Annotated in this window: 24 protein-coding genes and 1 other RNA gene; 23 read left to right on the top strand and 2 right to left on the bottom strand. The window is 61.2% G+C overall.

The features are described from left to right. Window positions 1-167 precede the first annotated feature (167 nt). The 9 genes from ACZ5IL_RS05470 (at window position 168) to mgtE (ending at window position 7343) form a co-directional block, all read left to right on the top strand. Window positions 168-500, top strand: coding sequence for a DUF4164 domain-containing protein (locus ACZ5IL_RS05470; RefSeq protein WP_464595636.1), 333 nt, complete (start codon window positions 168-170; stop codon window positions 498-500). After that, window positions 497-880, top strand: a complete 384-nt coding sequence (locus ACZ5IL_RS05475) for a cell division protein ZapA (protein WP_425906352.1) — start codon at window positions 497-499, stop codon at window positions 878-880. Before ACZ5IL_RS05470 ends, ACZ5IL_RS05475 begins: the two co-directional genes overlap by 4 nt. A 247-nt stretch (window positions 881-1127) precedes the next feature. Beyond that, a non-coding RNA gene (gene ssrS / locus ACZ5IL_RS05480) (6S RNA) lies at window positions 1128-1288 on the top strand. A gap of 265 nt (window positions 1289-1553) precedes the next feature. Beyond that, complete coding sequence (locus tag ACZ5IL_RS05485) at window positions 1554-2141, top strand: 5-formyltetrahydrofolate cyclo-ligase (protein ID WP_464595637.1); 588 nt, start codon at window positions 1554-1556, stop codon at window positions 2139-2141. A gap of 2 nt (window positions 2142-2143) precedes the next feature. Beyond that, window positions 2144-2968, top strand: coding sequence for a TIGR00282 family metallophosphoesterase (locus ACZ5IL_RS05490; protein WP_464595639.1), 825 nt, complete (start codon window positions 2144-2146; stop codon window positions 2966-2968). Between the two features lie 114 nt (window positions 2969-3082). Continuing rightward, a complete protein-coding gene (locus ACZ5IL_RS05495; RefSeq protein ID WP_464595640.1) occupies window positions 3083-4240 on the top strand; it encodes a hypothetical protein in 1158 nt (385 codons plus the stop codon). 144 nt (window positions 4241-4384) lie between these two features. Continuing rightward, window positions 4385-5131, top strand: a complete 747-nt coding sequence (locus ACZ5IL_RS05500) for a YebC/PmpR family DNA-binding transcriptional regulator (protein ID WP_464595641.1) — start codon at window positions 4385-4387, stop codon at window positions 5129-5131. Window positions 5132-5246: 115 nt separating this feature from the next. Further along, window positions 5247-5756: a P-loop nucleotide/nucleoside kinase family protein gene (locus ACZ5IL_RS05505; protein ID WP_464595643.1), complete on the top strand. Its 510-nt coding sequence runs from the start codon at window positions 5247-5249 to the stop codon at window positions 5754-5756. A gap of 216 nt (window positions 5757-5972) precedes the next feature. Continuing rightward, window positions 5973-7343, top strand: coding sequence for a magnesium transporter (gene mgtE / locus ACZ5IL_RS05510; protein ID WP_464595644.1), 1371 nt, complete (start codon window positions 5973-5975; stop codon window positions 7341-7343). Window positions 7344-7378: 35 nt separating this feature from the next. On the opposite strand, the gene ACZ5IL_RS05515 is transcribed toward mgtE, so the two are convergent. Beyond that, complete coding sequence (locus ACZ5IL_RS05515) at window positions 7379-7741, bottom strand: hypothetical protein (RefSeq protein ID WP_464595645.1); 363 nt, start codon at window positions 7739-7741, stop codon at window positions 7379-7381. A gap of 204 nt (window positions 7742-7945) precedes the next feature. Further along, window positions 7946-8554: a hypothetical protein gene (locus ACZ5IL_RS05520; protein ID WP_464595646.1), complete on the bottom strand. Its 609-nt coding sequence runs from the start codon at window positions 8552-8554 to the stop codon at window positions 7946-7948. A gap of 289 nt (window positions 8555-8843) precedes the next feature. Here ACZ5IL_RS05520 and ruvC point away from each other — a divergent pair, with 289 nt between their 5' ends. The 14 genes from ruvC (at window position 8844) to tolR (ending at window position 19807) form a co-directional block, all read left to right on the top strand. Then, window positions 8844-9365 (top strand): crossover junction endodeoxyribonuclease RuvC, encoded by a 522-nt coding sequence (gene ruvC / locus ACZ5IL_RS05525; RefSeq protein ID WP_464595647.1) that lies wholly within the window; start codon window positions 8844-8846, stop codon window positions 9363-9365. Then, window positions 9362-9979 carry a Holliday junction branch migration protein RuvA gene (gene ruvA, locus ACZ5IL_RS05530; RefSeq protein WP_464595648.1) on the top strand — a complete coding sequence of 206 codons (618 nt, stop codon included), beginning with the start codon at window positions 9362-9364 and terminating at the stop codon, window positions 9977-9979. Before ruvC ends, ruvA begins: the two co-directional genes overlap by 4 nt. After that, on the top strand, window positions 9976-11019 hold the full coding sequence (gene ruvB / locus ACZ5IL_RS05535) for a Holliday junction branch migration DNA helicase RuvB (RefSeq protein ID WP_464595649.1): 1044 nt from the start codon (window positions 9976-9978) through the stop codon (window positions 11017-11019). Before ruvA ends, ruvB begins: the two co-directional genes overlap by 4 nt. Next, window positions 11016-11477 carry a tol-pal system-associated acyl-CoA thioesterase gene (gene ybgC / locus ACZ5IL_RS05540; protein WP_464595650.1) on the top strand — a complete coding sequence of 154 codons (462 nt, stop codon included), beginning with the start codon at window positions 11016-11018 and terminating at the stop codon, window positions 11475-11477. Before ruvB ends, ybgC begins: the two co-directional genes overlap by 4 nt. 253 nt (window positions 11478-11730) lie before the next feature. After that, window positions 11731-12204 carry a VOC family protein gene (locus ACZ5IL_RS05545; protein WP_309774909.1) on the top strand — a complete coding sequence of 158 codons (474 nt, stop codon included), beginning with the start codon at window positions 11731-11733 and terminating at the stop codon, window positions 12202-12204. 209 nt (window positions 12205-12413) lie between these two features. Beyond that, window positions 12414-12782: a YciI family protein gene (locus tag ACZ5IL_RS05550; protein WP_464595651.1), complete on the top strand. Its 369-nt coding sequence runs from the start codon at window positions 12414-12416 to the stop codon at window positions 12780-12782. Further along, on the top strand, window positions 12779-14047 hold the full coding sequence (locus tag ACZ5IL_RS05555; RefSeq protein ID WP_464595652.1) for an RNA polymerase sigma factor: 1269 nt from the start codon (window positions 12779-12781) through the stop codon (window positions 14045-14047). Before ACZ5IL_RS05550 ends, ACZ5IL_RS05555 begins: the two co-directional genes overlap by 4 nt. Window positions 14048-14149: 102 nt before the next feature. Beyond that, window positions 14150-14701 (top strand): SRPBCC family protein, encoded by a 552-nt coding sequence (locus tag ACZ5IL_RS05560; RefSeq protein ID WP_464595654.1) that lies wholly within the window; start codon window positions 14150-14152, stop codon window positions 14699-14701. 539 nt (window positions 14702-15240) lie between these two features. Continuing rightward, window positions 15241-15894, top strand: a complete 654-nt coding sequence (locus ACZ5IL_RS05565; RefSeq protein ID WP_079448119.1) for a glutathione S-transferase family protein — start codon at window positions 15241-15243, stop codon at window positions 15892-15894. A 120-nt stretch (window positions 15895-16014) separates the two neighbouring features. Further along, the gene (locus tag ACZ5IL_RS05570) at window positions 16015-16431 is read left to right on the top strand and encodes a YciI family protein (RefSeq protein ID WP_079447996.1); all 417 of its coding nucleotides are present in this window, start codon (window positions 16015-16017) and stop codon (window positions 16429-16431) included. 177 nt (window positions 16432-16608) lie between these two features. Beyond that, the gene (locus ACZ5IL_RS05575; RefSeq protein ID WP_464595655.1) at window positions 16609-17322 is read left to right on the top strand and encodes a TetR/AcrR family transcriptional regulator; all 714 of its coding nucleotides are present in this window, start codon (window positions 16609-16611) and stop codon (window positions 17320-17322) included. A gap of 270 nt (window positions 17323-17592) precedes the next feature. After that, complete coding sequence (locus ACZ5IL_RS05580) at window positions 17593-18093, top strand: DUF2852 domain-containing protein (RefSeq protein WP_464595656.1); 501 nt, start codon at window positions 17593-17595, stop codon at window positions 18091-18093. A 513-nt stretch (window positions 18094-18606) separates the two neighbouring features. Beyond that, complete coding sequence (tolQ, locus tag ACZ5IL_RS05585; RefSeq protein ID WP_079447993.1) at window positions 18607-19320, top strand: protein TolQ; 714 nt, start codon at window positions 18607-18609, stop codon at window positions 19318-19320. A gap of 31 nt (window positions 19321-19351) precedes the next feature. After that, window positions 19352-19807 carry a protein TolR gene (gene tolR, locus ACZ5IL_RS05590; protein ID WP_079447992.1) on the top strand — a complete coding sequence of 152 codons (456 nt, stop codon included), beginning with the start codon at window positions 19352-19354 and terminating at the stop codon, window positions 19805-19807. Window positions 19808-19815: the final 8 nt, after the last annotated feature.

Here is a 19815-nt window from a genome sequence, read left to right on the forward strand (position 1 = left end):
CCAAGGGGCGGGAGGCCCTCCTTAGGGCGAGAATGTTTTGCGGTGCATAGTTTTGCAGCGACGTTGCGTTGGCCTCGTCCGCCACGTAAATTTCGGTCTCTAAGGGCTTGCCGAGCCGCACCTTTGTAGTCTGGCCGGCAGTTGGCCCAAAGGCGCGCAGGACGAACATGAACGACCAACCGGCCAATCGTTCCGGCAGTGCTGAACCGGCCAATAGTGGCGGAACCGATGTCGACGCTGCAACTCGGCGGCTGACGGCCGCGCTTGATGCGCTGGAGAGAGCGGTGGAGCGACGGCGCGATGCCGACCGCAATGAGGACGAGCTAGCGAGCCGTATTCAGGCTTTGGGTGCAGATCGTTCGCGCCTTGCGGATGAGCTCGACGGATCGCTGGTGCGCACCCGCAAGCTCGAGCGCACCAATCGCGAGATCGCCGAAAAGCTCGACGCGGCGATCGGCACTATCAAGTCCGTGCTCGAGGCGGCGGGAGAGAAGCCATGAGCCACGTCAACGTAACCATCAATAGCCGCCAGTACCGGATGGCCTGCGAGGATGGCCAGGAAGACCGGCTGCTGAAGCTTGCAGACGATCTGGAAAGCCGTATCGGCCAATTGCGCGGCAAGTTCGGCGAGATCGGCGACCAGCGGCTCGAGGTCATGGCAGCGCTGGTAACCTCCGACGAACTGCTGGATGCGCAACAGCGCATCCGGGCGCTGGAGGAAGAGCTCAAGGCATTGCGCGATGTGCGCGCTGCGGCCGCCGAGCGCGCACGCGCTACGCAGACAGCGGTTGTCGCCGCGTTGAACATGGCGGCCCACCGCATCGAGAAGACCACGCAGATGTTAAACCGCACCGTCGGCGGCGGCATCGCCATCGGGTAAGCAATCGAATGACAGGCCTTTACTGATGGCAATCATGAGATGCCTGCCCAATGGAACGCGCACGCACATATGCAGTGGGCGGAGCCTGAGTTATCCTGAATCTGGATCGGTTTGCGATATTGGAAGTGTCTCGCTTCAACACTGATCTGGTCGAGGTGCGCGCGTTTCTAGACAGCAACCATGAAAGTTCGTGCCCGATAGCGTGTCGCACTGGCGCTCGCTGCTCATCGTAGATACATTCCGCAATGCGAGGCTGCATCGCGCGTCAGGAGCCACACATCCCCGGGGCCTTATCGATCCTTAAGGGAACTGTCCCTGGCCGGGTCCGTGGACCCGGACATATGGTGCCCACCTACTTTCGTAGGGAACTCCGGGATCGAGCGCTCCAACGGCGATTGCGGCTTCGCACTTTACCCTTTGCGCTATTCGATTGTTTTGCCCGCCACGGCAGTCGCAGACTGTGTAAAATGGCAGTCGCAGACTGTGTAAACTTGTCTGCATTGCCGGGTTTCTAGTTTCATGTCGCTCGCTTTGAACTGTTACTGGATTGATGATGACGATGAGCGACTCTGCTTCTGACGGGATCAGAAGCTAGGCTCCGTGATTTTTGGTTTGACGCTTTCGTCGAACGAACCGGTCCTCCCTATGCTAAAAAAAGCTATAAACATTCTGCATGTCGATTTCCTCTGACGCTCCACCCAAGGACGAATTGCGCACCGCCGCACTTGCCCGTCGCGATGCGTTGGACCCGGAGCAGCGCGCCGGTGCGGCGGTCGCGATTGCGGCACGGATGCCGCCCCTCGATATAAACTCATCAACAGTCGTCGCCGGCTACGCGCCGATTCGCAGCGAGATTGATCCCGTGCCGCTGATGCAGAGCCTTGCCAGGCAGGGCGCGGCGCTTGCGATGCCGGCGATCTCACGGCCTGACGCAGCGCTGGCGTTCCGTGCGTGGAAGCAAGGTGAGACGCTGGTGCCCGGCGCGTTCGGGATTTTCGAGCCGTCCGCCACTGCGGCCGAGGTCGTCCCGGATATCGTGCTGGTTCCGCTCGTCGCGTTCGACCGCGCCGGCCATCGTATCGGCTATGGCGCCGGCTATTACGACCGTACGCTTGAGGCTCTGCGGCGACATAAGACCCTTGTCGCGATCGGTCTTGCTTTTACGGTGCAGGAGATACCGCAGGTGCCGGCACTGCCCCACGACGTCCGGCTCGATTATGTGCTAACCGAAACCGATCTGTTCGATTTCCGGAGTTTATAAGGTTGCGGATTCTTTTTATCGGCGACGTCGTCGGCAAGACCGGGCGCACCGCGGTCAACGAACACCTGCCAGCGATCATTGCTGCATGGAAGCTCGATCTTGTCGTCGTCAACGGCGAGAATGCGGCCGGCGGTTTCGGTATCACGGAGACGATCTACCAGGAATTTCTCGACGCCGGTGCCGACGCTGTCACCCTCGGCAATCACGCATGGAATCAGAAAGAGGCGCTGGTATTCATCGAGCGGGCGCCGCGGCTCATTCGTCCGCTGAATTTCCCGCGTCATACGCCGGGACGCGGCGCAATGCTGATCGACACCAAGGATGGCCGCCGCGCGCTTGTCATCAATGCCATGGCGCGCATCTTCATGGAGCCGTACAACGATCCCTTCCGCGCTATCGATCGTGAGTTAGATGCCTGTCCGCTGCGCGAGGCGGCGGACGCGATCGTCGTGGATTTCCACGGCGAAGCGACCAGCGAAAAGCAAAGCATGGGTTTCTTCTGCGACGGCCGCGTCAGTCTTGTGGTGGGAACGCATACCCATGTGCCGACGGCGGATCATCGCATCCTTTCCGGCGGCACCGCCTATATGAGCGATGCCGGCATGACCGGCGATTATGACTCCGTGATCGGAATGCAGAGGGATGAGCCGCTGCGCCGCTTCACCACGGGCATTTCGAGCGCCCGGTTCGAGCCGGCCAATGGCGTCGCCACCTTGAGCGGCGTTGCGGTCGAGACCGACGACGCGACGGGGCTCGCGCTCCGAATCGCGCCGGTGCGGCTCGGCGGACGGCTCGAGCCGGCGGAGCCGTCGTTCTGGACGGCATGAATGCCCGGAGATGTCGAGACGCCCGCGGATGTAGTCGTTATTGTGTCTCCGCTCCGGTTCGATAGTTGCGATGATCCGTGGTTCGCGTTGCGCCGTCAGCGGAGGGATTGTTGAATGAAAGAATCGCTGGGCGGCCTGTACCACTACGACTCCGTCGCCAGGTCGTTGACGCAAGTGGTGACGGGGCAGTCGATTCGATGCCTGGATGTCACGGAAGAAGGCGATTTCTGGTTCGAGTATGCGGACGATGAGACGACATTGGATTTTGTCGTCGAGAAACACGCGGTAAATGGCACGGCAACTGTCGCGCTCCTGAATTTTGGCCGGCCGGAAAGCGCTCCGGTTGTGCATGGCTATGGACTCTGGCGGCGGGTCACATTCTTTCTGCTGGACAGTCTGCCGGTCTGGTTCTTTCACACCGCGGCATCGGGCGAGCGCTTTTTGCGCGTGGACGTTTTGGGGGCGTGGGTCAACGCGACATGGGATGCTTCTGCCAGAATTCGGGCGCAGATCGTGAATTCCAACAGTGCGAACCTCGGAGCCTCGGCGTCGACCTTTAAGGTCATAAATCCCTATCGGCTGGTTCCGCTGAACCTCATCCCCGTTTCCTGGCAATACAACGCACATGATGCGCCACAGCTGGAATTCTCGCTTTTGACGGAGAATTCGGGTTTGAAGGGCGTGCCTCTTTTGTCGCGCGCGGTGCCGGTTCAGGAGCAGCTGAAGGCGGTGCCGCACTTCTCGCGTCGCGACGAGTCCGCTTTTCTTTTCCATCGATATGTCGAGGCCAATTTTCACAGGGGCGAGGATTATGATCCGATTCCCTATTACGGGTATGTCAATTCGCGTTGTGCCGTTACATTTCGCGCGATGTCTTCGTACGGGGTCGATTCATTTTTGGAGCCGGTCCTGGCTGATTCCAGCGTTTCTTTCGGCGAGTGCTTTCATGCGTGGCCATCAGGCTACCTTGCAACGGTGGAGCTGACGGCTCCACTGCGGGAGGAATTGTTATTCGCCTTATTTGGTATTTTCGCGCTACGAAAAGCAATGCTTGCTAGAGGTCCCACCATCCCCGAATGGGACAGCGAGGACCTTCGATGTTACTTGAAACGCCAACCGCAGTATTTTCGAAGTCCGCGGGGGATTCCGTTTGGATTCCATCTCGGTCAACTGGATGGGCTTCCACTAACCACGGCGCTGGGCATGACGCGGATATGTTTCCCGCATCGTTCGGACCAGACGCCTGCGCCGCGTAAAGTGACATTTAGCTGAGCGGACTTCCCGCTCGTGTTCTCGCTCATTCCACCTTTAATTCCGCCCGGTCCCGTCTTATAACGCCGCGCCGCTTCCACTTTTGCAGAGGCCGCCCGATGCGCCGCCGCCGGGCCTGCCCCGGATTTGAGAGAGACCCTGCCGATGGCCGGACATTCCCAATTCAAGAACATCATGCACCGCAAGGGCAGGCAGGATGCCCAGAAGTCAAAGCTGTTCAGCAAGCTCGCGCGCGAAATCACGGTGGCGGCCAAGCTCGGCGCGCCCGATCCGGGGATGAATGCGCGGCTGCGCGCCGCCATGATCGCGGCGCGGGCGGAAAATATGCCCAAGGACAATATCGAGCGCGCGATCAAGAAGGCCAGCGGCAACGACGCCGAGAGCTATGATGAGCTGCGTTACGAAGGCTACGGCCCCGGTGGCGTCGCCGTCATCATGGAAGTGCTGACCGACAATCGCAACCGCGCCGCCTCCGACATCCGCTCGTATTTCACCAAGTCCGGCGGCAATCTCGGTGAAACCGGCTCGGTCTCGTTTATGTTCGACCGGCTTGGCGTCATTGAATACGACGCGGGCAAGGCTTCGGCCGACGACATGCTGGAAGCTGCCATTGAAGCCGGCGCCGACGACGTGGTGTCGGGCGAGGGCGGCCACGAAATCTATGCCTCGCAGGACACCTTCCGCGAGGCCGCCAAGGCGCTGGAAGCCAGGTTCGGCGAGGCGCGCAAGGTCGCCCTGATCTGGAAGCCGCAGAACACCGTTGCGGTCGATGACGATACCGGTGAGAAATTGCTCAAGCTGATCGACCTCCTGAACGAGCACGACGACGTGCAGAACGTCTATGCCAATTTCGAGGTGTCGGACGCTCTGATGGCGAAGCTGGGGGGCTAGGACAGCAGCCGAAGGCAGCGGGACTCTGTAAAAAAGCCATTGCAGACCTTTCGGTTCACAAAGGGAGAACCGAAATTGAGCCGTTTCGGCTCTGGTCGGAGGAATAGGGAGTGTAATGGCAAGGCTCATCGCACTGGCAGGTTTGCCCGGCGTCGGCAAATCAAGCATTGCGCGGCATCTGGCCCGGTGTTTCGGCTCGATCTGGTTACGAATCGACTCGATGGATCAAGCAAGTTGGTCATCGGGCACGGCGCCGAGCGATCTTTTCGACTGGACCTATCGAGCAGCCCAAGCCGTTGCTGAGGACAATTTAGCGCTTGGGTTGGATGTCATCGCGGACTGTGTGAACGATTGCCAAGAGGTACGGGAAGGCTGGGAAACTACCGCCCAGCGTACCGGAGCCGAAGTTCGATGGCTTGAGGTGGTGTGCAGCGATCCTGTCGAGCACCGTCGGAGAATTGAGACGAGATCAAGCGACATCGTGGGACTGGCTTTGCCAGACTGGGATGCGGTTGTCGCCCGCGTCCACGATAAGTGGAATTGCGACCACCTTGTTATCGATACGGCACACCGCAGTCTCGAGATGTGCCGAGAAGAGGCGTTCAATCTCCTGCGCAAATCATAGCTGCTCTCTTTTTTCTTGACGCCGTCCGGCTGAAGGATCATGTCAGCCAAGCGGGATGCTTGCGGCCTCGGTCGCACGCCCATCACTGGAAACCACGACATTATGCCAAGCGACAGTCCAGGTACTTTGCCAGGTACCTCGCCGACAGCGGCGCCGGTCTGAGAGCTTGATGAGCTCGCCAGGCCTGCCGTTGCCGGCAGACCACGAAGGTGAGCTATGACGGATACCTACACCGCCACAACGGACGGCGACCTTGATGTGTACGCGCTGGCCTCGCGCCTGAGCGGCGGCCATGTCGCCGATAACGTCGAAATTCTCAACCAACTCGAACCGCAGGACGCCGCGGCGGTGCTGGTGCTTCTGCCGGTCGATACTTCGGTCGAGATTCTCGACAAGCCGGAATTATATCACGGGGCGGAGGTCATCGCCTCGCTACCCCGGCGCACCGCCATCATCCTATTGACTGAAATGTCGGCGGACGTCGCCGCCGATATCGTCCAGCAGCTCGATGAGCCGGCGCGCAGCGAACTGATGCAGGGGCTCGACCGAAACACGCGGGCCACTATCGAAAATCTGCTCACTTACCCGGAAAACACCGCGGGCGCGATGATGACAACCGAATTCGTCAGCGTCACCGCGACCTGGACAGTGGAGCAGACCCTACAGCATATCCGCCAGGTCGAACGGACCCGCGAGACGGTCTACGCCATCTATGTACTGGACGCCTTCACGCGAAGGCTGGTGGGCGCGGTGTCGTTGCGGCGGCTGATCGCCGGTGAGCCCTCGGCCCAGATCGCCGATCTGGCGCGCGCCCCGATCACCACCTCCCCGCTAACGGATCGCGAAGAGGTCGCGCGGCTGATCTCGCGGCACGACATGCTGGCGGTGCCTGTCGTGGACAAGGCCGGGCATGTCCTCGGCATCGTCACGGTCGACGACATCATCGACGCCATCATCGAAGAAAACACCGAGGACGCCCAGAAATTCGGCGGCATGGCGGCGACTGACGAACCGTATCTGCAGGTTGGGCTGCCGGGTATGATCCGCAAGCGCGGCGGTTGGCTCTGCGTGCTGTTTATCGGCGAGCTATTGACCGCGAGCGCCATGCAGCACTTCGAGGGCGAGCTGGAAAAGGCCATCGTGCTGACGCTGTTCATCCCACTGATCATGAGCTCGGGCGGCAACTCCGGCTCGCAGGCGACCTCGCTCCTGATCCGCGCGCTGGCGCTGCGCGAGGTCAAGCTCGGCGACTGGTGGCGCGTGGCCTTGCGCGAACTGCCGACGGGATTGATCCTCGGGGCCATGTTGGGCGTCATCGGATTGATCCGCGTGGTGGCTTGGCAGAAGCTCGGCATTTACGACTATGGCGAACACTGGATGCTGATCGGGCTGACCGTCGCGGCCGCGCTGATCGGCGTCGTTGTTTTCGGCTCGGTGTCCGGATCGATGCTCCCGTTCATGCTGCAACGCGCCGGCTTCGATCCCGCGAGCGCTTCGGCGCCGCTGGTGGCGACGTTGGTCGATGTCACCGGGCTGATGATCTACTTCAGCGTGGCGGTGCTGATCCTGAGTGGGACGCTGCTGTAGAGCCTTGGCGCTACGCGTTCGTTGAGGGCGCATGCCTAATCATTTACGCCAACCTCCGTCAGAAGGAATCCGGTTGGCGTTCTGGTGAAGGTAAAAATGCTCTCGCCGCAGATGACAAAGTAGTTGTCGTTGTTCTCGCCATCTCGACCGTATTCCGCTTTCTTCCGCTGGATGCACGCGCGATCTTTCGCGGAGAAGAATTCCGGATAGGCCTTCGCCCGAAACTGTGCGGCATCCGCGTACGCCTTGTCACCCATGAAAGGCAGCTTGGTCATGCTGGCGACGGCCGTCGGATCGTTCGCTTTCAAAGCCGCCCGGAACTTGGCGATAAAGGCATTGAATTCCGCCTCCAAGACAGGAGACGCGACGGGTTTTTTTCGGCGCTTGCGCGAGTGCAAGCGCAGGGCTCGTGAGGACGGACGCAAGGACGATTCTGAACAGTATATTCATTGTGGTGAAAACCCCGGCAGAATGCGGTTGAAGGGTTAGCTCGACGCGCGACCTGACTGGCCGCCTCAATTCTTTTGCTAATATTCTTTTCGTCCGTGCTCCAGCACCGGCGGCTTACGCTTGCCGGCCTGTTGGCTTGATCTGCCGGTTCATCATTCGGCGATGCCCCGCGCGATTTCTTCCGCGGCCTTGGTACTCACGCCGCCGATCGTCGGTTTGTCCTTGCCGCATGCGAACGATGGCGCCGCATCGGCAAGCGCATGCGCAGCCTCATTGGCGTTAGGGTTTGCTCCCGCATCGACGGCGCCCATGACGCAGGCGGTATCCTGTGTGATCCGGATCACGCCGAGTACCTGGTCGCCCGCAACCGGCAAACCCTGTTTCTGGAATTTCATCCTGACGATGGCGGCATAAGGCTCGAATTCCTTGCCCTTGCCAGATCCGCGCCAGTCGACGGTTAATCCGGCGGACCATGCTTCCACCGCCCAGATGATCGTTTGCGGGTGAGTTCCCTTCGGCCAGCGAAAGCCTATCCGCAGACGAGTTCCCAGGGCGTTGACCAGCACCTGCGCGCCACCGACGCCAGGACATGTCTTGAGCTGGTCTTCCTCGTCGCCCGGCTCGTCGCCGATCGGAGCGAAAGTGCAGTCCTTGTTGGCAATGGACGTGAACCGGTTTTGCGCGGCGGTTGACGAATCGGCCGAAACAGCGGTGCTGACGATCGTCATGAAGAGGAAGAAAACGGCAACTGCTATCCGCATGACGCTTGATATTCCTCTTCGGTCCGTCTCGGAGACGGATCTGCCGCCCCTTATGACGTGGCCATCCCGTCTCGGAGCGGACCATGCTCAGCCGAACATGGATCGATCGGTCGGACGGCGGATACGGCTTTGTCGTTACCGGAACGGGCAAGGTTCGACAAACCAGGCCGCAACGTTGCTCATCATGGGTCTGCCTCGGGAGACTGTCTTGGCCCGTGATCGCGTTGAAACGAATAGAGCCGGAGCCTGCTTGGGGGACGCAGCGGGAAGCTTTGCGCTAACATGGGCCATGACCTCCTCACCGATTCGCATTCTGGGCATTGATCCGGGCCTCCGCCGCACCGGCTGGGGCGTGCTCGACATCGAGGGCAATCGGCTGATCTTCGTCGGCTGCGGCTCGGTCGAGACGCGCGAACACATGGCGCTGGCCAGCCGGCTGCTGGCGATCCATGCCGGGCTCGGCGCGGTGCTCGACCGATTCCGTCCCAATGAGGCTGCGATCGAGCAGACCTTCGTCAACAAGGACGGCGTGGCGACGCTGAAGCTCGGGCAGGCGCGGGGCGTTGCGATGTTGGCGCCGGCGATGTTCGGCATCGCGGTGGCGGAATACGCGCCCAATCAGGTAAAGAAGACCGTGGTTGGCGCGGGCCACGCCGACAAAACCCAGATCCAGGCGATGCTGAAAATCCTGCTGCCGAAAGCCGATCCGAAAAGCGCCGATGCCGCCGACGCGCTCGCTATTGCCATTACCCACGCGCACCATCGTGGAAGCGCGATGCTCGCATCGCGAATGAAGGCGGCGGGCGCATGATCGGCAAGTTAAAAGGCATCATCGACTCCTACGGCGAGGATTACGTGATCCTCGATGTCGGCGGCGTCGGCTATCAGGTGCATTGCGCCTCGCGCACGCTGCAGGCGCTGCCGTCGCCGGGCGAGGCGGCGGTGTTGTCGATCGAGACCTATGTGCGCGAGGACCAGATCAAGCTGTTCGGGTTTCGCACCGACCACGAGCGCGAATGGTTCCGTCTGTTGCAGACGGTGCAGGGCGTCGGCGCGCGGGTGGCGCTCGCGGTGTTGGGCACGCTGTCGCCGGCCGATCTCGCTAACGCCATTGCGCTCCGCGACAAGGCCGCGGTGGCGCGCACGCCGGGGGTCGGACCGAAGGTGGCCGAACGCATCGTCACCGAACTGAAGGACAAGGCGCCGTCGTTCGCCAATGTCGATCCCGCTGTTGTGCATCTCGCAGGCGCCATCGATGACCAGCACGCGCCGCGCCCGGTGCGGGATGCGATCTCCGCGCTGGTCAATCTCGGTTATGGTCAGCCGCAGGCGACCGCGGCGATCGCGGCCGCCTCGCGCGGTGCTGGCGAAAATGCGGAGACCGCGCAACTGATCCGGCTCGGCTTGAAGGAGCTGTCGAAGTGACCACGCCCTCCCGCATCGTCACGCCCGAGCGCCGCGCCGACGATGTCGGCGACACCGCGCTGCGGCCGCAAAAGCTGGCCGAGTTCGTCGGACAGGCGCAGGCGCGCGCCAACCTCCAGATCTTCATCGATGCTGCCCGTAAACGAAAAGAGGCGCTCGATCACGTGCTGTTCGTCGGCCCTCCGGGCCTTGGCAAGACCACGCTGGCGCAGATCGTCGCCCGCGAGCTCGGCGTCGGCTTTCGCGCCACCTCGGGCCCCGTGATCGCCAAGGCCGGAGATCTCGCGGCACTTCTGACTAACCTCGAAGAGCGCGATGTGTTGTTCATCGACGAGATTCATCGTCTTTCGCCGGCGGTGGAGGAGGTGCTGTATCCCGCGATGGAGGATTTTCAGCTCGATCTCATCATCGGCGAGGGGCCGGCGGCTCGCTCGGTCAAGATCGAACTGGCGAAGTTCACGCTGGTCGGCGCGACGACGCGCGCGGGGCTTTTGACCAATCCGCTGCGCGACCGCTTCGGGATTCCAGTGCGGTTGAACTTCTATACCGAGGATGAGCTGGAGAGGATCGTCAGCCGTGGTGCCCGTGTTCTCAATGTCGGCATGACGGCGGACGGCGCCAACGAGATCGCCCGCCGCGCCCGCGGCACTCCGCGCATTGCCGGCCGCCTGCTGCGCCGGGTGCGCGATTTCGCGTCCGCCGCGGATGCGGCGTCGATCGACCGGAAAATCGCCGATCACGCGCTCGGCGCGCTGGAAGTCGATGTCGCCGGCCTCGATGCGATGGATCGCCGCTACCTCACGACCATTGCGCTGAACTATGGTGGCGGACCTGTGGGTGTGGAAACCATGGCGGCGGCGCTGTCGGAGCCGCGCGATGCCATCGAGGACATCATCGAACCGTTCCTGATCCAGTGCGGCTATCTGCAGCGCACACCGCGCGGACGGCTGCTCACCTCGCACGCGTTCCGCCATCTCGGCCTGACTGAGCCCACGCGTGATCCGCAGTTCGGCCTGTTCGGGCAGGACGAAGATCAATGAATGTGTCGCCGCAGACCCGCCATCTCGACGGCGAGATTCGCGACGGCAGGCATCACATGCAAGTCCGCGTCTATTATGAGGACACGGATTTTACCGGCCTCGTCTATCACGCCAATTATCTGCGCTTCATGGAGCGTGGACGTAGCAACTATCTGCGGCTGCTCGGCGCCGACCAGCGCGCGCTGTTCGCGGAGGCCGAAAGCGAAGCGCCCGGTTTTGCCTTCGTAGTGCGCGCGATGCAGCTCGAGTTTCTAAAGCCCGCGCGGATGGACGATGTGCTCGACATCGTGACGCGGCCACTGGAAGTCCGGGGCGCCTCGATCACCTTGCATCAGGAGGTGCGGTGTGGCGACGTGCTGCTGCTGGACGCGAGGGTGAAGGTGGCGTTCATATCCGGAGGGCGGGCGAAGCCGATACCCAAGGCGCTTCGTGTGGCAATGAAGGCAGATCAGGTTTGATCGCCGGGGATCAAGATTTAAGCGCGCCTCACGCCGATATTCCAGACCGCCACGTCCCGACGGTCACGATGATTTGCATAGCCGACAATGGCGGGACGTCGCCGAATCCAGGCGGAAAATGTCTGATGTGAAAATCCCTTAGTGATATCGATCGCGGCCGTGCCGTTCGTCCTTGGGCCACGGCCTTGCGGAACCCGACGTTTGCTGGCGGGTTGCCTCGCATCAACCGGGGCACGCAATAATGGAGCCCACGATGCCCAACATCACCCCGTTCCTTTGGTTCGATACGCAGGCCGAGGAAGCAGCGAAATTCTACACCACCGTGTTCAGCAATTCGAAGATCGTCGAAACGACCTATTATGGCGAAGGCGGCTCGAAGCCGCCCGGAACGGTGCTGACCGTCGCTTTTGATCTCGAGGGAAGGCGGTTCATCGCGTTGAACGGCGGCCCGCATTTCCAGTTCAGTGAAGCTGTCTCGTTCAGCATCGACTGTAAGTCGCAGGACGAGGTTGACTACTACTGGAACAAGCTCACCGCCGATGGCGGCGGACCGCTTAAGTGTGGGTGGCTCAAGGACAGGTTTGGCGTGTCGTGGCAGGTGGTACCCGATATGATGCCGCGCCTGTTGCAGGATCCGGATCGCGCCAAAGCCGGTCGTGCCATGAAGGCGATGTTGAAGATGAAGAAGATCGTCATCGCCGATATCGAGGCGGCGGCGAACGGGTAGCTTCTTTATCTCAAACCCGAACCCGTATCCTGGTTGTGGGCCGGGACGTCAAAAGGCACGTTTCCATAACTCAATGGTCGCGTCGGCTATGCAAGGGCGTTTGGACCTTGCGCTTACTGTCGCCCAAAAATCCCCCCGGAAATTTTGTTGGGTCATGTGTCGGCTATCGGCATACTGGTTCGTCCTGAGAGGAAGAAGGACCATTGCGCATGCTCTATGCCCTACTTTGCTACCATAACGAGGATGTCGTCTGTTCCTGGAGCAAGGAGCAGGACGCCGCCGTCATGCAAAAGCTCGCGGTCGTACAAGACAAGTTGAAGAAGCAGGGCCGGCTCGGACCGGTGGCACGGCTGCTGCCGACCACCGCGGCGACCACCTTGCGCAAGGAAAACCCGCCGTTGATCGTCGATGGTCCGTTCGCTGAAACCAAGGAGCAGTTGCTCGGGTTCTACCTGATCGACTGCAAGAACCTTGAGGAGGCGCTGGAGGCGGCGCAGGAACTCGGCGAGGCGAATCCGGGTGGCTCCTATGAAATCCGTCCTGTCGGCCTGTTCGATGCCGGAGGGGCTCTGACATGACCGACGTCGCCTGGATCGATGCGGCCCTGACGGCGGCGCGTCCCCAGGCGCTCGGCGCGCTTTTGCGCTATTTCCGCAATCTCGACACAGCCGAGGAGGCGTACCAGAACGCCTGCTTGCGGGCGTTGAGGAACTGGCCGGAAAATGGGCCGCCGCGCGATCCGGCGGCGTGGCTGATCATGGTCGGGCGCAACGCCGCGCTTGACGAGGTGCGGCGGCGCGGCAGGCAGCAGGAACTACCGGACGACGATGTGATCTCCGACCTCGGCGACGCCGAGAGTGAAATCGCCGAGCGGCTCGACGGCTCCCACTACCGCGACGATATTTTGCGTTTGCTGTTCATTTGCTGCCACCCCGATCTGCCTGCGACGCAGCAGATCGCGCTGGCGCTGCGTATCGTCTCGGGTCTGACGGTGAAGCAGATCGCGCGTGCATTTCTCGTCAGCGAAGCTGCGATGGAGCAGCGCATCACTCGTGCCAAGGCGGCGGTTGCGAAAGCCGGCGTCGCGTTCGAGACGCCTGGCGCGGTCGAGCGAAGCGAGCGGCTCGGCGTCGTTGCCGCCATGATCTATCTCGTCTTCAACGAGGGTTATTCGGCGAACGGCGACACTTTCGGGGTCCGTGCGCCGCTATGCGAGGAGGCGATTCGCCTGGCGCGGCTGCTGCTTCGGCTGTTTCAGAACGAGCCGGAGATCATGGGACTGACGGCACTGTTGCTGTTGCAGCATGCCCGCGCCGCCGCACGCTTTGATTCCGACGGCGAAGTGATCCTGCTTGAGGATCAGGACCGCAGTCTGTGGAACAGAAAGATGATCACGGAAGGCACGGCGCTGATCGACAAGGCGATGCGCCATCGTCGCGCCGGCCCCTATCAGGTACAGGCGGCAATCGCGGCGCTTCATGCAAGCGCGCCAAAGCCGGAGGAGACCGACTGGCGCCAGATCGATCTTCTTTACGCGACGCTAGAGCAATTGCAGCCGTCGCCGGTGGTGACGCTCAATCGCAGCGTGGCCCTCTCTAAGGTGAAGGGGCCGGAAGCGGCGCTCGCGCTGATCTCGCCGCTGGAGCAGCGCCTGTCAGGCTATTTTCACTTCTTCGGCGTGAAGGGCGCATACCTGATGCAACTCGGCCGCGACGAGGAAGCCCGCGTTGCATTCGACCGCGCCATCGCGCTCGCCAATACCTCGGCGGAGGCGGCGCATATCCGCATGCATCTGGATCGGCTGATGAAAGACGGCTCGCCTCGCACCAGGGCGGCGGAGTAGGGTTCTGGGGGCTGATTCAAAAAAGTGTTCGGCCGCTGTCTGGATGTCGCCTCGCCGTTCGTCCTTGGGCTGTCCTGTTTTATTCAGACTTGAGGGATTGCCATGTTGAAAGTCCTTGCCGCCGTCATTGCCGTCATCGTCATTGCCGTCATCGTCATTGCTCTCGCCGTTGTTCTAATACTGGCTTCGACCAAGCCCGATACGTTCCGCGTTGAGCGGTCCGCCGTCATCAAGGCGTCGCCGGAGAATATCTTCCCGCTGATTGCCGACTTCCATCAGTGGGGACGGTGGTCGCCTTATGAGACCCGCGATCCCGCGATGAAGCGGACCTACGGCGGCGCCGAACGCGGCAAAGGTGCGACCTACGCCTGGGAAGGTGACAGCAACGTCGGTACGGGCCACATGGAAATCCTCGATGCGCTTGCTTCCCAGAATGTCGTCATCAAGCTCGACTTCCTGAAACCCTTCGAAGCGCACAACACCGCCGAATTTACATTGCAGCCTCAGGGCGATGGCACCCGTGTCACATGGACGATGCAAGGGCCGACGCCGTTCATCGGCAAGATCATGCACGTGTTCATCAACATGGATCGCATGGTCGGTACTGATTTCGAGGCGGGTCTCGCCAATCTGCGCAAGGCAGTGGAAAGCTGAATTAACCGCTCATGGCTGGGGGAGCAGGATGAAAATCAATTCCTATGTCCCCTTCGAGGACACATGCGAGAGATTCGCTTATTTTTCCTCTCGCGCAGCCGTGTTCGCGGTGTCGTGACGGCGGCCGAAGAGCTATTTCACGTAGAAGACGCAGGCTGCGATCACCAGCAGCGCCGTCACCGCCATGATATGCGCGAACATATCGGCGAGCGTGCCGGAAGCCGTCCGCTTTGTGGCATCGGTCATGATGTCCTCCCCCATTTGGTTTTGGCCAGTGTGGTTCGGGCATGACTCATCACGGCTTGCGCGCGAGCCAAAATTGAATCGATGTTTACGCGGAACGCCCCTTGGAATTGCTGCGCCCGCATCTTGTCCCCGCGGCCGAAGCAATGACGCAAGCGTGATCAAGCAATGCGGCAGGAATTTGTTGCGACGGAAAACGCGCGATACGCGCTCATGTGCGCTTGACGGCGCGTGATAGTTTCGTCTTGCGTCATCACATGCAGTGCTGCAAAGCGCTCGCTGACCGGGAGAACATCATGCCGCTGACGCTGTACATGCATCCGCTGTCGTCCTATTGCCACAAGGCGCTAATCGCGTTCCATGAGAACGCGACGCCGTTCACGGCTATGTCGGTCGATCTCGGCGATCCGGACGAGCGCGCGGTGCTGCTGAAGCTGTGGGGTGTCGGCAAATTTCCGGTGTTGCAGGATGCCGCTCGCGGCGAGGTGGTGCCGGAATCCAGCATCATCATTGAGTATATCGACAGGTATTATCCGGGCGGGACGCGGTTCATCCCGCAGGATCGCGACGCGGAGCGCGAGGTGCGGCTGAAGGACCGCTTTTACGATCTGCACATTCACAACCATATGCAAAAGGTGGTCGGCGACCGGCTACGGCCTGCCGGTAGCAAGGACCCGCACGGCGTTGAGGATGCGAAAACGCGGATGCGCGCGGCTTATGACATCGCCGAGCGCGAGATGGCATCGCGCAGCTGGGCAGCCGGCGACGATTTCTCGATGGCGGATTGCGCCGCCGCGCCGGCGTTGTTCTATGCCGCTAGGGTGCTGCCATATGCTGATAGCCATCCGCATCTTGCCGCCTATCTGGAACGTCTCAAGGCGCGACCGTCCTATGCCCGCGTGCTGAAGGACGCCGAGCCGTATTTCCACATGTTCCCGCAGGGTGACTGAGGAATCAGCGCACGCGTCGAAAAATTTCTATTGGACATGTCGGAGAGGCCGCAGTCCGCCCGTCTTCATTGCGGGGCCGCCAAGAAACGGCCTGGATCACTGGATCGAAGGAGAATCGCGATGCGTTTCATGGTGATTGTGAAGGCGACGAAGGAAACCGAAGCGGGCGAGATGCCGAGCACCGAAATGCTGACCGCGATGGGTCGGTTCAACGAAGAGATGGTGAAGGCCGGTGTGATGCAGGCGGGCGAGGGGTTGCATCCGACCTCCAAAGGCGCGCGCATCAAATATTCAGGCGCTGCACCTGTGGTGACAGAGGGCCCATTCCCGGTGACCAGTGATCTCGTCTGCGGATTCTGGCTGATCGAGGTCGGTTCAAAAGACGAGGCGATCCAATGGATGAAACGCGCGCCTTTCGCACCCGGAGATGAACTCGAACTGCGTCAGGTGTTCGACGCGGAGGATTTCGGCGAGGCGTTCACGCCGGAACTGCGCGAGCAGGAAGAACGGCTGCGCGCAGAGGTCGCGCGCCGATAGGCTCCGTATCAGGCCGCCACGGCCATTGGCCGACTCCCGACGAACTGGCCTCGTTTGACCGGAGGTCGAGATTGCCGACGGTTTGCGGTTCTTCGTGTTGGATTTCGTCCTGCTTCTCGAATGGAAGCAGGACGAAACGAGTGGCGTTTCCCTCGTGCTCATGTAAAAACTCTTCACATGAGTTGGCGCAAGGACCATCGCCGCCCCGAGCGGGGCTACCATCACGGCAATCTGAAGGAGGCCCTGCTGGAGGCGGCACTCGGCCTGATCGCCGAGAAAGGCGCGGCGGGTTTCACTTTCGCCGATGCGGCGCGTTCCGCAGGCGTCAGTCCGGCGGCGCCGTACCGGCACTTCCGCGATCGCGATGAACTGCTGGCGAGCATCGCGCAACGCGGCTTCGAGCAGTTCGAGGCGGTGTTGACTAAGGCATGGGATGACGGACGCCCGGATACCGTCCGCGCGTTCGAGCGCGTCGGCCGCGCCTATCTCGCCTTCGCCCGCAACGAACCGGCTTATTACTCGGCGATGTTCGAATCCGGGCTGCCGACCGATGTCAATCCGATGCTGTCAGCCGCGAGCGAGCGCGCCTTCAGCATCATTCGTGCTGCGGCGGAACGGCTTGCAGCGCTGACACCGCCGGGCGTCGCGCGACCACCGGCTTTGATGATGGCGCTGCATATCTGGTCGTTGGCGCACGGCATAGCCTCCCTGTTCGGCCGCGGCGACGCGGCGCGGCGCAAGCTGCCGATGTCCGCCGAAGATCTGCTCGAAGCCGGCGTGCTGATTTATCTGCGAGGGCTCGGCTTTCCGACCGAACGCAGGCCGCCTGAGGATCCGAACGCTCCGGCCAAGCCGCCGCGAGGGCCGTGGGATCAAAAGTCCGCGACCTGACCAACCGATTCATCTGTGCGTATACCAGGACTGGATTTTATCCTGCGCTCGCGGCAATCGGCCAAGAGCTTCTCATGGATAGGCTTTTTGGTTTGCTCGCCAATATTTGCCGCTTTCAATGTGACGAGACCTTACAACGGCGGGAAACGGTAGCACCGCCAAAACCCGGCATTTCCAGGCAAAGTCACGCTTGACAAAAGCCTTTAGTGGGCTACCTATGTAAATGTTATTTACATTCACGCGGCATGACGCCGTTCATGGAGAAGGCCTATGGCCCACACCGCTGACTATGATCGCTGGAATGGCCCCAACAATGCGCGGGGCCAAGGTCAGCCCCCGTATTCCCGCTGTTTCACGGACGCGCCCTGGCATCCATTCCGGATTGTCCTGATCGTGCTGGGCTTCATGGTGTGGTGGCCGATCGGTCTCGCGATTCTCTTCTTCACTCTAGGGAGCAGGAAAATGGGCTGCTGGAGCAACGACCGGTTTGAGAACAAAATGCAACGGATGCAGTACAAGATGGACCGGATGCGGGACCATATGGAGCGCCGCGGTTTTGGCTTCCGCGGTTTTGGCGCGCCGTCCAGCGGTAACCGCGCCTTCGACGAGTATCGCATGGAGACGCTGCGGCGGCTTGAGGACGAGCAGAAGGAGTTCAAGGACTTTCTCGAACGGCTTCGTCACGCCAAGGACAAGGAAGAGTTCGATGCCTTCATGGCCCAGCACCGCACCCATCCCACGCCGCCGAACGATAGGCCGCAAGACCAGTAGTCACTAATCGGACGCTGCGACCGGCGCTGGTTTTGATGCTGCCCGGCTTCCACCAACCGATAGGAAAGCCCGCCTGTCCCGACAGGTGGGCTTTTTCTCATCTGCGGGTCTGAAGCCTCTCTCGATTCAGGCGTCGGATCATCGCCACACGCCCACTGAGCCGGAACTCCCATCCTGGGGAATAATCGACGGTCGGTCACCTCCCACCCGCTCCCGCCGGGCACGGCTCACGGTGAACAAGGATTGGAATATAAGGCGGATTTCAGAGCCTCTTTGGTAACCTGGTCTTAACCATGATTAGCGTTTGGTTACAGCCGTAAAGGCGCGCCGTTAGCCCTCGTTTTGACACGTTGGCAGGGGATGCAAGCTCCGGCATTGGACGGACCCCCCAAGTGACTCAACCGGCTTGTTACGTGGCGCTTTTACGCCGCGTGAGCTTCGTGGCCGCGAAACTGGCGGCTTGAGGTCGCGCTCCGCGTCGATAGGGATACTTGCGTTGAGAGGAAACTGCTCATGAATCCGGCCGACGTGGCGCAGTCAGCCTTGCCCCTAGCTTCGGCCGACGTGTCGCTGATTACGCTTTTTTTTCACGCTCACTGGATCGTGAAAGCAGTCATGTTGGGCCTGTTGGCCTGCTCGGTGTGGGTGTGGGCGATCGCGATCGACAAGATCTTTCTTTACGCCCGCACCAAGCGAGCGATGGACCGTTTCGAGCAGGCCTTCTGGTCAGGGGAGTCGATTGAGGACCTGTACCGGGCGTTGTCGGCCAAGCCGACACAATCGATGGCGGCCTGTTTCGTCGCAGCGATGCGCGAGTGGAAACGTTCTTTCGAAAGTCAGGCGCGCTCGATTGCTGGGCTTCAGATGCGGATCGAGAAAGTGATGAACGTTTCCATCGCGCGGGAGATCGAGCGGCTGGAACGGCGGTTGCTGGTGTTAGCGACCGTGGGCTCTGCCGGTCCTTTCGTCGGCCTGTTTGGGACCGTATGGGGCATTATGTCGAGCTTCCAGTCGATCGCCGCATCAAAGAATACCTCGCTCGCGGTGGTGGCGCCGGGCATCGCAGAAGCGCTGTTCGCAACGGCAATCGGCCTTATCGCCGCCATCCCCGCGACTATTTTCTACAATAAGTTCACTGCGGAAGTGAATCGTCAGGCCCAGCGCCTTGAGGGTTTCGCCGACGAGTTTTCCGCGATCCTCTCACGTCAGATCGACGAGCGGGCGTGAGGTCAAGCGGCATGGAAACGGGCGGTCCATCATGGCAATGAATCCGGCAGCGGCTTCCTCCAGCGGTGGTGGACGAAGAGGACGGCGGCGGTCACAGCCGATGGCCGAGATCAACGTCACGCCCATGGTCGACGTCATGCTGGTGCTTCTCATCATCTTCATGGTGTCGGCGCCGCTTTTGACGGTGGGCGTTCCGCTCGATTTGCCGCAGACCCAGGCCAAAAGCCTCGAGCAGGACAAGACGCCCTTGCAGTTGTCGGTTGATGCTCAGGGACGGATCTTTATCAACGACACCGAAGTCACGATGGAGGAGTTGGTTCCGAAATTGACGGCGATCACCGATGCACGCGGCGGTCTTGACGAACGCATCTTCATGCGCGCGGACAAGAAGGCCGACTACGGCACGGTGGCGCGAGTGATGGGTCGGCTGTCGGGCGCCGGGTTCAAGCGTCTGGCGCTGGTCACCGAAGTGGAGCAGGGATCTTAAGGTTGAAG

The organism is Nitrobacter sp. CN101 (genome assembly GCF_055390255.1).